This is a genomic window from Aestuariibaculum sp. YM273, from assembly GCF_030908365.1.
In the GTDB taxonomy this organism is placed as follows: domain Bacteria; phylum Bacteroidota; class Bacteroidia; order Flavobacteriales; family Flavobacteriaceae; genus Aestuariibaculum; species Aestuariibaculum marinum.
This window is the reverse complement of record NZ_CP133090.1, coordinates 2,227,462-2,242,794: the sequence shown is the minus strand read 5'-3', so window position 1 is coordinate 2,242,794 and position 15,333 is coordinate 2,227,462. Positions and strand designations below refer to the sequence as shown.

At 36.0% G+C, this 15,333-nt stretch carries 14 protein-coding genes; 8 read left to right on the top strand and 6 right to left on the bottom strand.

The window, feature by feature from the left end; all coding sequences use genetic code 11:
- Positions 1-34: 34 nt before the first annotated feature.
- Positions 35-1,390 (bottom strand): Na(+)-translocating NADH-quinone reductase subunit A, encoded by a 1,356-nt coding sequence (locus RBH94_RS09515; protein WP_307880691.1) that lies wholly within the window; start codon positions 1,388-1,390, stop codon positions 35-37.
- A gap of 171 nt (positions 1,391-1,561) precedes the next feature.
- Here RBH94_RS09515 and RBH94_RS09510 point away from each other — a divergent pair, with 171 nt between their 5' ends.
- From RBH94_RS09510 to RBH94_RS09500, 3 genes are all read left to right on the top strand, one after another.
- The gene (locus tag RBH94_RS09510) at positions 1,562-2,812 is read left to right on the top strand and encodes a DUF5103 domain-containing protein (protein ID WP_307880690.1); all 1,251 of its coding nucleotides are present in this window, start codon (positions 1,562-1,564) and stop codon (positions 2,810-2,812) included.
- Between the two features lie 106 nt (positions 2,813-2,918).
- On the top strand, positions 2,919-3,305 hold the full coding sequence (apaG, locus tag RBH94_RS09505) for a Co2+/Mg2+ efflux protein ApaG (protein ID WP_188224537.1): 387 nt from the start codon (positions 2,919-2,921) through the stop codon (positions 3,303-3,305).
- A 6-nt stretch (positions 3,306-3,311) separates the two neighbouring features.
- Positions 3,312-3,749, top strand: coding sequence for a hypothetical protein (locus RBH94_RS09500; protein WP_307880689.1), 438 nt, complete (start codon positions 3,312-3,314; stop codon positions 3,747-3,749).
- Here RBH94_RS09500 and RBH94_RS09495 read toward each other — a convergent pair.
- Both RBH94_RS09495 and RBH94_RS09490 read right to left on the bottom strand, forming a co-directional pair.
- Entirely contained in the window at positions 3,744-4,745 is a 1,002-nt protein-coding gene (locus RBH94_RS09495) for a DUF6695 family protein (protein ID WP_307880688.1), read from the bottom strand. The genes RBH94_RS09500 and RBH94_RS09495 overlap by 6 nt on opposite strands.
- A complete protein-coding gene (locus RBH94_RS09490) occupies positions 4,735-5,463 on the bottom strand; it encodes an NRDE family protein (protein WP_307880687.1) in 729 nt (242 codons plus the stop codon). Before RBH94_RS09490 ends, RBH94_RS09495 begins: the two co-directional genes overlap by 11 nt.
- A gap of 145 nt (positions 5,464-5,608) precedes the next feature.
- Between RBH94_RS09490 and pruA the strand changes: the two genes are divergently transcribed.
- Together pruA and RBH94_RS09480 are read left to right on the top strand one after the other, a co-directional pair.
- Entirely contained in the window at positions 5,609-7,237 is a 1,629-nt protein-coding gene (pruA, locus tag RBH94_RS09485) for an L-glutamate gamma-semialdehyde dehydrogenase (RefSeq protein ID WP_307880686.1), read from the top strand.
- 132 nt (positions 7,238-7,369) lie between these two features.
- Complete coding sequence (locus tag RBH94_RS09480) at positions 7,370-8,329, top strand: tetratricopeptide repeat protein (RefSeq protein ID WP_307880685.1); 960 nt, start codon at positions 7,370-7,372, stop codon at positions 8,327-8,329.
- Between the two features lies 1 nt (position 8,330).
- Here the strand turns inward: RBH94_RS09480 and rsmG are convergent, their stop codons facing one another.
- Entirely contained in the window at positions 8,331-8,960 is a 630-nt protein-coding gene (gene rsmG, locus RBH94_RS09475) for a 16S rRNA (guanine(527)-N(7))-methyltransferase RsmG (protein ID WP_307880684.1), read from the bottom strand.
- 143 nt (positions 8,961-9,103) lie between these two features.
- On the opposite strand from rsmG, the gene RBH94_RS09470 reads away from it, so the two are divergent.
- The 3 genes from RBH94_RS09470 to RBH94_RS09460 all read left to right on the top strand — a co-directional run bounded on the left by RBH94_RS09470 (position 9,104) and on the right by RBH94_RS09460 (position 11,723).
- On the top strand, positions 9,104-10,204 hold the full coding sequence (locus RBH94_RS09470; RefSeq protein WP_307880683.1) for an acyl-CoA desaturase: 1,101 nt from the start codon (positions 9,104-9,106) through the stop codon (positions 10,202-10,204).
- A gap of 17 nt (positions 10,205-10,221) precedes the next feature.
- Positions 10,222-11,406 carry a pyridoxal phosphate-dependent aminotransferase gene (locus RBH94_RS09465; RefSeq protein WP_307880682.1) on the top strand — a complete coding sequence of 395 codons (1,185 nt, stop codon included), beginning with the start codon at positions 10,222-10,224 and terminating at the stop codon, positions 11,404-11,406.
- A gap of 116 nt (positions 11,407-11,522) precedes the next feature.
- The gene (locus tag RBH94_RS09460) at positions 11,523-11,723 is read left to right on the top strand and encodes a hypothetical protein (protein ID WP_307880681.1); all 201 of its coding nucleotides are present in this window, start codon (positions 11,523-11,525) and stop codon (positions 11,721-11,723) included.
- A 516-nt stretch (positions 11,724-12,239) separates the two neighbouring features.
- Here RBH94_RS09460 and RBH94_RS09455 read toward each other — a convergent pair.
- Together RBH94_RS09455 and trkA are read right to left on the bottom strand one after the other, a co-directional pair.
- Positions 12,240-13,736, bottom strand: coding sequence for a TrkH family potassium uptake protein (locus RBH94_RS09455; RefSeq protein ID WP_307883154.1), 1,497 nt, complete (start codon positions 13,734-13,736; stop codon positions 12,240-12,242).
- Between the two features lie 22 nt (positions 13,737-13,758).
- A complete protein-coding gene (gene trkA / locus RBH94_RS09450; protein ID WP_307880680.1) occupies positions 13,759-15,108 on the bottom strand; it encodes a Trk system potassium transporter TrkA in 1,350 nt (449 codons plus the stop codon).
- Positions 15,109-15,333: the final 225 nt, after the last annotated feature.

The following is a 15,333-nucleotide window of genomic DNA, read 5'->3' as shown; positions in this document are numbered from 1 at the left end:
TCGCATTTTTCATTTTGCTTCACAAAAAGAATAATTATCCAATTTCTTTAAGCATTAAATCTAAGCCCTCTCTAATAATTTTTTGATGCGGTTGCTTCGATACACAAACGAATTCTGTTAATGCAAAGTCCTCTGGAGCGACTTCATACATTCCTAAAGCTTCCATTTCATCTAAATCTTTATACATACAAGCTTTTAAGACTTGTAATGGATAAATATCTAAAGGGAATACTTCTTCGTAACCACCCGTAACTACAAAAGCACGGTGCTCACCATTAGTATTAGTATCTAAATTGTATTCTTTTTTAGGGTTTAACCAAGAAAAGGTTAATGCTCTTGAAGTAGAAACTTTATTAAATACCGGTTTGTTCCATCCGAAGAAATCGTAATCATCACCTTCAGGAATTACAGTTATTACATTACTGTAATAATCTAATGCACCATCTGGTTTAACTTGTTTTCCGCTTAAAACGTTACCTGAAATGATACGAGCGTTAGCACCTTGTGCAATGCCTTTATCGTAAACCATGGTTGCGACTTCACTACCAATTTTAGTTTTAAAGTAACGTGGTTTTTCGATTTCAGAACCTGCTAAGGCCACAACACGCTCGGCATTAAATTTACCGGTTAACAATAATTCACCTATAATAACAAGATCTTGTGCGTTTACTGTCCAAACAACCTCACCTTTATTTACAGGATCTACTTTATTAATAAGTGTACCTACATTACCTGCAGGGTGTGGTCCTGAAACTTTGTGAAGTGTTACTCCAGTTAAACCTGCTAAAGGCGAATTAGAATTAGCTCCAACAGAAACATGTATTTTACCTTCGGTTAATTTACCAAGGGCAGTAACGGCTGCTTGTAATTCTGCTTCTTTACCTTTTAAAGTAAAATCTAAATCGGCTGCTAGCGGTGCACTTGCGTAACCAGAAATAAAAATAGCTTTTGGTGTTTTAGCCGGATTAGCCACAACATCATACGGACGTTGTTTAATAAATGGCCAACAGCCTGAAGCTAAAAAATGCGCCTTAACCATCCCTGGATTAGCCGCATCTACATCAAACTTACCGTTGTCTAAATACACTTGTTCGCTATCTACTTCTATTTTAATAGCATCTACTCTACGTTTTGGTCCACGAACTACCTCAATTACAGTTCCAGATACAGGCGACACAAATTTTACAGCCTCATTCGATTTATCATAAAAAATCGTTTCACCTGCTTTTAATTTAGTCCCTTCTTTAGCTACAAGTTTTGGAATTACGCTGTGGAAATCTTCAGGTCTAACCGTGCAATACTTACTTATAACTGCCTGTTCAACAGTTTTTTCAGCCTCACCTTTAAGTTTTATATTCAGACCTTTCTTAATCTTAATGTCGTTTGACATACGCTATATAATTGAATTTTGTTGTCTAAAAAGCGACGCAAATTTACTGAATTTCTTCAGGAATCAACATTATTGTATTCGCTTAGTTTGTTATTTGTACTGATTCTAAATAACAGATTATTGCCCAGGCATGAAATTTGCATATCTTTACACTATATTATTCGTAATTAAATGAAAATTAACATACAGCTCCTTTTATATTTTTTCCTTTTTTCTCTTACAGGCTTTGCTCAAGTTGAAGAAGTAGCTCCGCCCGATTACATAAAAACGATAAACTTTAAAGGCAATACACCCGAAACACAATTACCCATATTAAAGCTTGGTGAATATGTGATTTTGGAGTTCGATGCCTTAAATGGAAATGAGGATGATTACTACTATAAAATTGAGCATTTTAATCACGACTGGACGCCTTCGGTGTTATTTAAATCGGAGTACTTAAACGGTTTTGATAATCAACGCATTCGCACCTACGAAAACTCATACAACACCTATCAAATTTATTCGCATTACAAACTTACCATTCCAAATCAGTTTACAAAAGGATTGAAAGTTTCAGGAAATTATATGCTTTCTATTTTTAATAGTTATGATGAACTGGTTTTCTCAAGAAAATTCATGATTTACGAAGAAGACGCCTCGGTAGGAGTAGCACTTAAACGCGCAAGAAACATTGAATATTTAGACCAGAAACAACGTGTTGATGTCACTATCTCTCCAAACGGAGCAGCCTTTAATAACCCAATGCAAACCGTAAAAATTGTAATTGTACAAAACAACAATTTAAACACAGCTATTAAAGATTTAAAACCACTATATACGGTTGGCAAACAACTTATCTATAAGTATGATACCGAAACCAGTTTCTGGGGAGGTAACGAATACCTTTATTTCGAAAATAAGGATGTACGCGCAGCTAATACCGGAGTACAATTCATCGATTTAAAAGAACTTTATCACAATTATTTATTTACCAATATGCCCAGATACAACAGGCCTTACACGTACAATCCGGATATTAACGGAAATTACGTTATTACCAATATAGATGCCGAAGACCCGAGTATTGAAGCCGATTACGTTTGGGTACATTTTTCACTGTCTGCCGATGACACCTATAGAAACAAAACTGTGCATGTTTATGGTAATTTCAATAATTACGTGATAGATGAAAGCACCCAACTGATTTACGACGAGAACAGGGATACTTTTTCTACTTCACTTCTTTTAAAACAAGGATTTTACAACTACAAATACGTTCTGGTTAATGATGATAATTCCGTAAACGAAGGCGCTATTGGCGGCAACTTTTACCAAACCGAAAACAACTATAAAGTTATTGTCTACTACCGAAATCTCGGCGCACGTTACGATAAAATTGTCGGCATTGGCGAAGGCACATCGGTTAATATCTCAAACTAACCCCTTTTCAACCCATTTTTTTAACACTTTTGGTTAATTTTTCCCGATAACTTCTAATATTTCTTATTTTAGCAGGACATCTATACCCTATTTACCAAAAACGAACATGGTTCAATTAGTTACAAGAGGCATTAAAATCTCGGTCGAAACCACCTACGAAGGCTCTTTTTACAGAGACTATAAGATACAATATGCTTTTGCGTACACCATTACTATTGAAAACCAAAGCAAGGATGTTGTTCAATTAAATTCTCGTCATTGGGATATTTATGACGCGTTGAACAATATTGAAATTGTAAAAGGCGAAGGCGTTATAGGTAAAACTCCGGTAATTCAACCCGGCGAATCACACACTTATTCTTCCGGATGCCTGCTTTCCTCACCATTCGGTGCTATGAAAGGGTTTTACAATATGCTTAATTTTTCCACTAACAGCATTTTCAAGGTTACCATTCCTACATTTAAACTAAGCGCGCCGTTTGCCATAAACTAAGACATCATGAAAACCGTAATTCAATTTATATGTATTCTTTTAATTTCGGCTACCACAAGTTGTCAGTCGAAAGCGGATAAAAAGGAAGCCTCAGAAGTAAACAGAATTGAGCTTGCCGAAAATTTATCCAGAAAATTATTAGAAGCTCAAAAAAGTGGCAGCTACTATAAGTTATCAGAATCTGAAGCTACACCAACAATGATTAACGGACTTAATGAAGATTTACAAAAAAGCGCTTACATCCAAATAAAAAGTATGTTTGGTGATTTTGAAGATTTGAAATTTGAAGCTCTAAAAATATACCCTAAAAACGGAACCTCTTACGACATCTTTAGGTTTAAAGGTACTTTTGAAAAAAGTAATGAAGTTGAAATTCGAGCCGTTTTAGACAAAGAAGGAAAACTTTCTGGCTTCTTTGTAAAACCCTGGAGCGATAAACTATAGCTCCTCTACTCTATTAAATCGGTATACCGTATTGTTTTGTTTAATGTGGAAAAATTCACAATTCGAATAATGAACAAACTCATATGTTTCGTGGTATTCGAATCCATGGCGCTCGACTTTGTATACAGCCTCAACATCTACATTCCCGTGGGGAGAGATACGTTTAAATTTAAAATGTAAAACCTCCTCTAATTTATGCAATTCAAACCAGGCCCCAGCGGCAACACCAGACAACCACTGCGATTTATGATGTAAATTCTCTACAGGTTTAGGAATTAAAGAACCTATGAAATCTGGCTGATGCCCTTTCAATCGATCTAAAAAACAACGGATATTTTCACTAGCTTGAGACCCTTTAAAAATACCAATCTCACCATTCTCCGTAACCTCAAAAACCTGAGGTCCTGTATTTGCCAACAACACATTTCCAACTGTACTTGGTGTAAACCATTTTGACCTTTTCAACTTTCGTTTAATATCTTTATCCGTCACTGAAGCAATCAGTGCATCAGTTACAAATCGCGCACAGTTACATGCTTTTTTAATAAAAGCTGCATATCGAATAAAATGTTGGTTTTGCATTTCGGTGATATGTGCTCGGGCTTTATTGTAATCTATAGATGTGCATACCGAAGCCACCAGCTTTCCGTCACCATGGGTCAACTTTGGATGCGTTGCGAGAAACTTCAAAATAGCATCTAAATTTAAAATAGAATCGCCTTCTATTTCGGCTTTAAGTGGAAAATCCAATTCATTATCGGTATCCTTACCGCGAACACGCCCCGTAGGTTCTGGCGTTATATAACGTCCAAAATCATGATACTCCAATACACCTGTTACCTTGTTAATAAGCACTAAGGCTGCATGCCCAGCTCTTAAATAATTCTTTTTACCAATTCCGAAAAACCTTAGAAACGGTGAAAACCATTCTTTAGAAACCATAACAATGGTCTCGGGATAAGCCAGGGTTAAAATAATTCCGGTATTATTGTTCATTTACAGTTTCTGGAAGTTTCATAGTCTTGCAGGACGTCAATTCGTTTATCAGATTTTCATAACACATACTAACAACAGCATTCGACTTGACTATCTGGGTAATACTCGTGGTTTTAACAAAGCCGCGATCCATAACAACACCATAATCTAAATTCCCCTGACCAGCACTTTTATGGAATTTTAATAGAGATTCAGAGGTTAGTTTATTCTCCGACTTAAAATCTTCAAACCAAAATCGACGCTCTTGTTTCATTGTATTCGTATACAATGTTGATGACGACCAAATATACTCCGCTAATGGCAATTGCTTAAAATGTTCAACTTCACCATCCCAAACGAATTCAAAAAATCTCAAATCCTGATTCCAATCTACAATCACCATTGTAAAAGGTTCTATATCTTGAAAATTATAAACCACCAACTCCTGTTCCAAGTTTTCAAACAATAAAACATCGGTAGCAACCAGCCCTCTGCTTCGTCTGTAATTTTTCTTTCTTTCATGCAAATCGAAAGCACCATTTAAAACACAAACCACTCTGTTTTGTTCACTAACACCTATCCAACTTCCACCTGAAACCTCATCTTTAGGAAACAATAATTTCGTATTATTCTGTGTAGAAATTTCCGGAAGTAGAGCGGCTCTAACCGGAGCTTCATCTCGATTTGAAGTTAAAATAAAATCATTTTTCCCTTTCGGGACCAAAGTAACTGTGCACATGTCCATTATAGTCTTAGAACGAATTTGCAACTTACAAAAATCTGCGAAATTTTAACAGGTTTTTGACAATTCACTCCCCTATAAACTCCTTTAAAAAATGTAAATTTGCGAAGAACAAAAACAAACAAAACTAAAAACTCGTAATATGGGAAAAGGATTCTTTAATGTACCTGTTGCAGTCAATGAGCCTGTTAAGTCTTACGCTCCCGGAACTCCGGAACGTGATGCTGTATTAGCCGCATACAAGAATATGTATAAGAGTACTGTTGATGTACCTTTATATATAAACGGACAAAACGTAGAAACTGGAAACACCAGAACTATGTCGCCTCCTCACGATCACAAACATGTTGTTGGAACTTATCACTTAGCTGAAAAATCGCATGTTGAAGACGCTATCGCCACTGCTTTAGAAGCAAGAAAATCTTGGGCATTAATGCCATGGGAACAGCGTGCTGCAATCTTTTTAAAGGCCGCTGAACTTGTAGCTGGTCCTTACCGTTATAAAATTAATGCTGCGACTATGATGGCGCAGTCTAAAAATATTTTCCAAGCAGAAATCGACTCGGCTTGTGAGCTTGTAGACTTTTTACGTTTTAACGTTCAATACATGACTGAAATCTACAGCGAGCAACCAAAAAGTACTAGTGACGCATGGAACCGTGTAGAATACAGACCTCTAGAAGGGTTTACTTATGCCGTGACCCCTTTTAACTTTACTGCTATTGCTGGAAATCTTCCTGCATGTATGGCTTTAATGGGGAACGTAGTGGTTTGGAAACCTAGTGACAGTCAGGTGTATTCTGCTAAAGTTATCATGGATATCTTTGAAGAAGCTGGTGTTCCTCCAGGAGTAATTAATGTTGTATTTGGTGATCCGGTAATGATTTCAGATACCGTTTTATCTCACCCAGATTTCTCAGGATTACACTTTACCGGTTCTACATTTGTATTCAAAGAACTTTGGAAACAAATAGGAAACAACATCCATAACTACAAAACCTACCCAAGAATTGTAGGTGAAACAGGTGGTAAAGATTTTATCATGGCACACAAATCGGCAAACCCTATTCAAGTGGCTACTGCTATTACTCGTGGTGCTTTTGAATTCCAAGGACAAAAATGTAGTGCTGCATCGCGTGCTTATATCCCATCAAACCTTTGGGAAGATGTTAAAACGCAACTTACAGAAGACCTAAACTCATTTAGTATGGGTTCTCCTGAAGATATGAGCAACTTTATTACTGCCGTAATTCACGAAGGATCTTTCGATAAATTAGTAAAATACATCGAGCAAGCTAAAGCTGATGCGGACGCTGAGATTATTCTTGGTGGTGGTTACGATAAAAGCAAAGGATACTTTATTGAGCCAACTGTTATTGTAACGACGAACCCAAATTACGTAACTATGGAAACCGAATTATTTGGTCCAGTTGTTACAATTTACGTTTACGATGCTGACAAGTACTCTGAAACCTTAAAATTAGTTGATGCTACAAGTGAATATGCTTTAACAGGTGCTATTCTTTCTCAAGACAGATACGCAATTACTGAGGCTACTACGGCATTACAAAACTGTGCTGGAAACTTCTACATTAACGATAAATGTACTGGTGCCGTTGTAGGTCAGCAACCATTTGGTGGTGCTCGTGCTTCAGGAACTAACGATAAAGCGGGTAGCCCACAAAACTTATTACGTTGGGTTTCACCTCGATTAATAAAAGAAACTTTCGTAACTCCAACAGATTACCGTTATCCGTTTTTAGGAGAATAAAAGTTTATATTATGATTATTGAAATAAAGCCTATCAAATTTGATAGGCTTTATTTTTTCTATAGAAATTTATTTATCTTTCAATATGCAATTCCCTAAACAAGAAAGGCACATTTTTTGATGACTATTAGCTATGAAAAAACAACTAATCATTACCGCTTTATTAATATTCAGTTTCACAACTTTTGCTCAGGCCAACAAATATTTACGTCAAGCCGAACGGAGCACAGATCTTAAAGAACGTATTAAACTATGTAATCAGGCTATAGCATTAGAACCCAAAAACCTGGATGCCTATTTTTTACGAGGGTTAGCAAAAAATGACTTGGGCGACTACTACGGTGCTATAGTCGACTATTCTAAAATTATTCTTTTAGACCCCGACCCGGACACCTATTATAATCGTGGTAATTCGCGATACGCATTACAGGATTTTGAAGGTGCTAAGCAAGACTTTGAAAAAGCTTTTGAGTTAGATCCCTACTTTATAGATGCTCTTTACAGCTTAGGTTGTGCTCAATATGACTTAGGCGAATATGAAGATGCGGTTAAAACCTTCGGAAAAGTTTCGGTTGCTGATCCCATGAACACCAAAGCCATTTACCGCCGGGCTGATAGCTTTAACGCGCTAAAACAATACCGTAACGCGTTAAACAGTTACACACTTGCGGTAAACATAGACAGAAACTCGTTAGCGTATTATAACAGAGGAGTCTTTTTAATGAGCATCAACTATTACAAAGATGCCCTTAGTGATTTTGAAAAAGCCATAAGACGTGATAACAACTATTCTCATGCCTATTTTTACAGAGGAACAGCGCAATTATTTTTAGGTGATTTTGTTAAAGCTTTTGGAGATTACAACACCACATTAAAATTTGACACACTGGATTTTGACGCCATGTTAGGCATTGCCATAACTAATTACAAAATGAACGACCTGAGGAATGCAAAACTTTTCTTTGAAAAAGCCAGCAATATCTTAGATCCGAACAACACTATTAAGGGTATCGACAAATATAAGAACACTTACTGGTATACTAACCAAAACTATTATTTCAAAGAAATGTATCAAGCATTAATTAACCTGTAAACTAACCTTTATATTTTATAGGTAAGTGTACCACCTTTTTAGTTTCAAAAAAATCTTCGGTGTAATAATCTGTTAAATTATAAATGGTTGCTGTTTTGTAATCCTTAAGTTCTTCGGCTAGATCACCGCCCTTAAGATATAAAATGCCGTTTTTAAAATCGTGTCTTTGCTCTTTGGCAATCTTACCTTTTATCCAATGCACAAAGGTTGGCATGGCCGCTACGGCACGACTTACTATAAAATCGTAAGTATCATCGATTTCTTCAACACGCGTATGTGTAGTCTTTACATTGGTAAGCCCTAAACCATCAACAACCTCATTAACTACTTTCAATTTTTTGGCAATACTGTCTACTAAATGAAACGAACACTCCGGATATAAAATCGCTAATGGTATCCCAGGAAAACCACCACCAGTTCCAACATCCATAATTTTACTCCCGTCCTTAAACTGCATCACTTTAGCAATACCTAAAGAATGTAACACATGGCGCAAATACAACTCATCAATGTCTTTTCTGGACACCACATTAATTTTTAAATTCCAATCCTGGTATAAGGTTTCCAGCAATTTGAATTTATTAATTTGATCTTCGGTAAGGTTTGGGAAGTATTTAAGTATAAGTTCCATTCGTGTTAAATTTTCAACAAAAATATGCTTTTTAAACACATATTTTTATAAAAAAACGTTATAAGTTCAGTTCGTTTATACCTATCTTTGCGGCAGGTATGATGGGCAAATTTTTCATAAGTAATCATATTAAAATTTAAAGAATGTCAAAACAAACGCTTTCCTTTTCAAGAACAGATTCTGCAAAGTTTTTCAGAACACTTAACAAACGTGTGAATGAATACTTTAAAGAAAATAATGTAAAACGCACGGGGAATTGGAAACTTTGGGTTAAAACTATTGTTATGTTTTCAATATTTTTAACACCTTACTTTTTATTACTAACATTAAACATCCCTGGTTGGGCACAGTTACTATTAACCATTGTTATGGGAATTGGTATGGCTGGTGTCGGTATGAATGTTATGCACGATGGTAACCACGGTGCTTTCTCCAATAAAGAATGGATTAACCGCCTTATGGGAAGTAGTATCTATATCCTTGCCGGAAATGTGTATAACTGGCAGGTACAGCACAATGTACTTCACCATACCTATACTAATATTCACGGACACGATGAAGATTTAGAAGCCGGACGTATTTTACGTTTTACTGAGCACAGTGAGTGGCGTTGGCACCACAGATTTCAACACTACTACTCTGTATTGCTATACGGGTTATTAACCATAAACTGGGCTATTACTACAGACTGGCAACAAATGCAACGCTATATGAAGCGTAAATTATCTTACGGAAAATTCCCAAACCCGGTTTGGAACTGGAGTAAGTTAGTGGTCTCTAAAATTATTTATGTATCGATTTGGATTGTACTGCCAATGCTTGTTTTAGATATTGCCTGGTGGAAAATTTTAATCGGATTCTTTTTAATGCATTACACTGCGGGATTAATTTTAAGTGTTGTATTTCAATTAGCTCATGTTATGGAAGATGCCGAAATGCCACTTCCTGAACAAGACGGTACCATGAAAAATACCTGGGCAATTCACCAGTTAAAAACTACGGTTAACTTTGGAGCTAAAAGTAAAATCATTAACTGGTTTACAGGTGGATTAAACCATCAGATTGAACATCACATTTTCCCTCACATCAGTCATATTCACTATGATAAAATCGGGAAAATTGTAAAAGAAACAGCAAAAGAATTTAACTTACCATATAACGAATATAAAACCACACGTAAGGCCATCATAGCGCATTTCAAACACTTAAAAGAAATGGGTATGAAACCAGCTTTACAAGTCTAACTATTATTATTAATTAAATGCAACTACTATCCGATAGAGTTCTGAATATGGCGACGTCTGCGACATTAGCCATGGCTGCGAAAGCAAGAGAACTAAGAAATGAAGGCAAAGATATTATTGGTTTAAGTTTAGGAGAACCTGACTTTGATACACCCGACTTTATTAAAGAAGCCGCAATTCAAGCTATTAATGATAACTACAATTCATACACACCAGTTGATGGTTACGGCGAATTGAAAGATGCTATCATTACTAAGTTTAAACGTGATAACAATTTAACATATACACCTGCACAAATTGTAGTATCAACAGGAGCTAAACAATCTTTAGCTAACGTTGCTGCGGTTTTAACCAATCCTGGTGATGAAGTTATTGTACCTTGTCCTTATTGGGTTAGTTATGCAGATATCGTAAAATTATACGATGGTGTTCCTGTTGAAGTAGCAACTTCTATTGACACAGATTTTAAAATGACACCTGAACAATTAGAGGCTGCTATTACATCTAAAACAAAAATGATTTGGTTTAGCTCACCTTGTAATCCTAGTGGTTCTATTTACAGCGCTGAAGAGTTAAGAGCTTTAGCTGATGTTTTAGTGAAATATCCAAACATCTATGTCGTGTCTGATGAGATTTACGAGCACATCAACTATGTGGGTGGTCATGCGTCTATGGCTCAGTTTGAAGACATGTACAACCGTACCATCACCGTAAACGGTGTATCAAAAGCTTTTGCTATGACCGGATGGCGTATTGGTTACATTGGAGCTCCTGAAAAGATTGCTCGTGCTTGTAACAAAATTCAAGGTCAAATGACAAGTGGTGCTAACTGTATTGCTCAGCGCGCTACCATTACCGCCCTTAACGAATCTCCTGAGCGCGTTAAATACATGATTGACGAGTTTAAAGTACGTCGTGATTTAATCTTAGGATTGTTAAATGACATTGAAGGTTTTGAATGCAACACTCCACAAGGAGCATTTTATGTATTCCCTAACGTTTCTGCGTTCTTCGGAAAAACCATTAAAGGGCAAACCATCAATAACGCATCAGACCTATCAATGTTCTTATTAGAAGAGGCCTTAGTAGCAACCGTTGATGGTGCTGCTTTTGGAAACCCTAACTGTTTACGTATTTCATACGCAGCTTCACAAGAACAAATTATTGAAGCAATGAAACGCATTAAAGAAGCAGTAAGTTAAGCTTTTTTATACTCGAAATATTAAAGTCCGGAAAGTTAAGCTTCCGGACTTTTTGTTTTACTCCATATTTTACTTATATTCAGTATTTAACCTAAAACACTTTAAAACTGAATGATATGAAAAAATTAGTTTATGTATTTATTTTATTACTAACTGCCGGAACACTTTTAACTGGATGTAGGGAAAAGAAAACTGCAGGAGAAAAAATTGAAGACGGTATTGAAGAAATTGGAGATGGATTAGGTGATGCTGCCGATGATGTAGGTGACGAAGTTGAAGATGCCGCTGATGATGTTGAAGACGCAATGAAAGAGTAATGTCCATTGACTAATATTATATCTAAAAAAAGAAACGCAGGAAAATATTTTCCTGCGTTTCTTTTCATGTTTGGTATTAACTTTATTATTTAATTATCAGAAATACACTTAGCAAAACACTTACTAAAAACAAGACCATTACAATATTCTGCTTAACCATGTCACGTCGTCTTTCTTTTTTGAGCTTCTCACGTATACGAAGCAAGTCTGCTTTAGTGGCTTTAGGAAATGTTTTCATTCTGGCATTTGAATAACTCCTCCCAAAGCCTTTTTATCCTTGCGTTTAGATATTAAATTTCTATTATTTTTAAGTGAATTGCTCGCAGCAATCATAGCGCCTTCGCCTCCCATAATGTCTAAATTTTAAAAGTGAAACAAATACTAATGGATGAATCTTTTGAAGATCTAATTATAATCCATCCTTAAACAAAAAAGCTGCTTTATTTATAAGTAGTAAAACAGCTTCAATTGTTACACGCTTTAAAACTTATTTTACGTTTAAACGAACAAAATAGGCTACCTATTCCTCCAGAAAAAGGGAGTAAACAAGATTAAAACTGTAAATAACTCTAAACGACCAATAAGCATTAAAAAAGAGGACCACCATTGCGCTAATGGCGGTAAGGCAGCATAATTATTAACCGGACCAAAACTACCTAATGCAGGACCTATATTACCTAAACTAGATGCCGACAACCCTACAGCTGATGTATAATCAATTCCAAACATAGAAAAGACCAAAGCGCCTACAATAAAAGACAGCATATAAAGAATAAAGAAAGCAAGGATATTAAATACAATATCCCCTGTAATAGCTTTGGTATTATAACGCACAGGTAAAATCGCATTGGGATGAAGCGCACGTTTAAACTCTAAAAATCCGTTTTTAATTAAAATTAAATGACGCACCACTTTTACACCTCCAGAGGTACTCCCCGCAGATCCCCCTAAGAACATCAATCCGAAAAAGAAAACGACTAAAAACGGAGTCCACAATGTGTAATCGGCAGAAATAAAACCTGTCGTTGTAATCACCGTTAATACTTGAAACAATGCATGTCTAAAAGCACTTTCGCCGCGTCCCCATACCATTGGGTGATGAATAGTGGATATAGAATGGTCGGCTTTTAAATAAATAATAACCGCCGCTATAATTGAAAAAACAAGTATAAACCTGAAGTAAAGCTTAAACTCCTCATCTTTAATTACTTTCTGAACTTTCCCTTTAAACGCAAAATAACTCAACACAAAATTTGCTCCAGCTAAAAACATAAAAAGGATTACAATATATTGTATTATAGGCTGATCGTTCCAATACGCTAAACTCGCATTTTTAGTAGAAAACCCACCTGTTGACACCGTTGCCATTGAATGATTTATGGCGTCGAAAAACGACATGCCGGCTAGATGTAAAAAGACCGTTTCAGCAACAGTATATCCGAAATAAATTAACCACAAACGCTTGGCGGTATCTGTAATTCTAGGGTGTAATTTATCGGCACTAGGCCCAGGTGCCTCCGCCGCAAACAGCTGCATTCCTCCAATACCTAGTAAAGGTAAAATAGCTATTGCTAATACAATAATTCCCATACCACCAATCCAGTGTGTTGTACTTCGCCAGAACAACACGCCTTTTGGCATTGCTTCAATATCATTTAATATGGAAGCACCGGTAGTTGTATATCCAGACATGGTTTCAAAAAACGCATTGGTAAAACTTGGAATACTTTGGGTGATTACATACGGTAAGGTTCCTGACAAGGACATGATAATCCAACCAAAAGCCACAACAATATACCCTTCTCGCTTATTCATTTCCTTGGTATGATTCCGCGTTAAAAACATGGAAATAACACCGACCAACAGGGTTATAATTCCAGCTGAACAAATTTGAAAGGTTACACCATCATCATATATTAAACTCACTAAAGCCGACAACAACATAAACCCGCCATTAAACAGCAGAAGTAAGCCTAAAAAATGAAAAATGATTTTATAATTAAGTTTCAAAATTCAATATGTTTTTTGAGGTTGATTAAAGGAATAGTTTTTCTACACGTTTTATAGATTGTAACAAGCAGCAAACAACTACTCTATCACCTTCTTGAATTTTAAAGTTCCCTAATGCAATCATGCCAACACCATCTCTAATAACGCCTCCAACTATGGCCGAACGCGGAAAATCAATGTTTTTAATTAATTTATTACACACTGCAGAAGACGACTTCACTTCGAACTCTAATAATTCAGCATTTAAATTACTTAGCTTCGTCATAGCCACAACTTCCCCTTTACGGATATACCTGAAAATATTATTTGCAGCTAATAGCTTTTTATTAATAAGTGTATCTATACCTACCGATTGCGACAACTCAAAATAATCCATATTCTCAACCAAAGCAATGGTCTTTTTAACGCCCTTAGATTTGGCTACAAGGCAAGACATGATATTTGTTTCTGAATTTTCTGTCACAGCAATATAAGCATCCATATCACTTATATTTTCTTCATCTAACAAATCTACATTTCTACCATCACCATGCACCACAAGTACATCTGGCAGCAAGTCTGCTATATAAAAGGCATGCTCTTTATTCTGTTCAACAAGCTTAAGGTTGAATTTCTTCTTACATAAATCTCGTGCTGCTTTATACCCTATTTGGCTCCCCCCAAGAATCATTACATTTTTGATTTCTCGGTTTACCTTACCTGTTAAACGACACAATTCTTCTGCTCCGCCTTCTGAAGTAATAAACACCACATTATCACCACGCTCAAATTTTGTATCACCACGTGGAATAATAGTAAACTGTGTTCCAAAGCGTTGCATTGCAATGGGTACAAAATGTAATTCAGGGAAAATTTCAGCCGCTTCCTTAACCGTTTTACCAACAAACAAAGCTGATCTGGACAAGGTTAAACCAACCATGGTTAACGCTCCACTCTCAAACTCATAAGTATCATTAAAAGACGATTGTTTTAAAGACAATTCAATCTCTGCTGCGGCTAGGGCTTCTGGCGAAATCAGCTCATCAACTCCAAATCGGTCAAACCCCAATTCCTCTTTATGATGAATAAACTCAGTATTCGAAATCCTGGCAATCGTTTGTTTTGCTCCTAACTGTTTCGCTAGTGCACTTACAGTAATATTTGTAGTTTCACTTGATGTTACCGCAATAAACAAATCACAAATCCCAACACGAGCTTCTTTTAAAATAGATATAGAAGTTGCATCCCCGCGAACCACGCGAATATCTAAATGCGCATCGGCGTAAGCAATTCGTTCTTTATCTGGATCAATTAAAGTTATTTCCTGAGATTCGTAGGATAATAATTTTGCTAAATGAAATCCAACTTCTCCAGCTCCAGCAATTATTATTTTCATCTGCTAATTTTCATTTTTTTAAAGGATACACGCTACATTCCTTTCAGAGAAGAAAATACTATTAATCTTATATGCAGAATGTTTCATTATCTATTTTTCGTAAAAAGTAGTACAAAGATAGAATAATTTATAATTGTGAAATTAAAACACTTCTTACATTTCAATTCTGCAACAAGTTTAAATTTAATTTTTTAACGCAATAGGCTTTATTACATATTTTATACT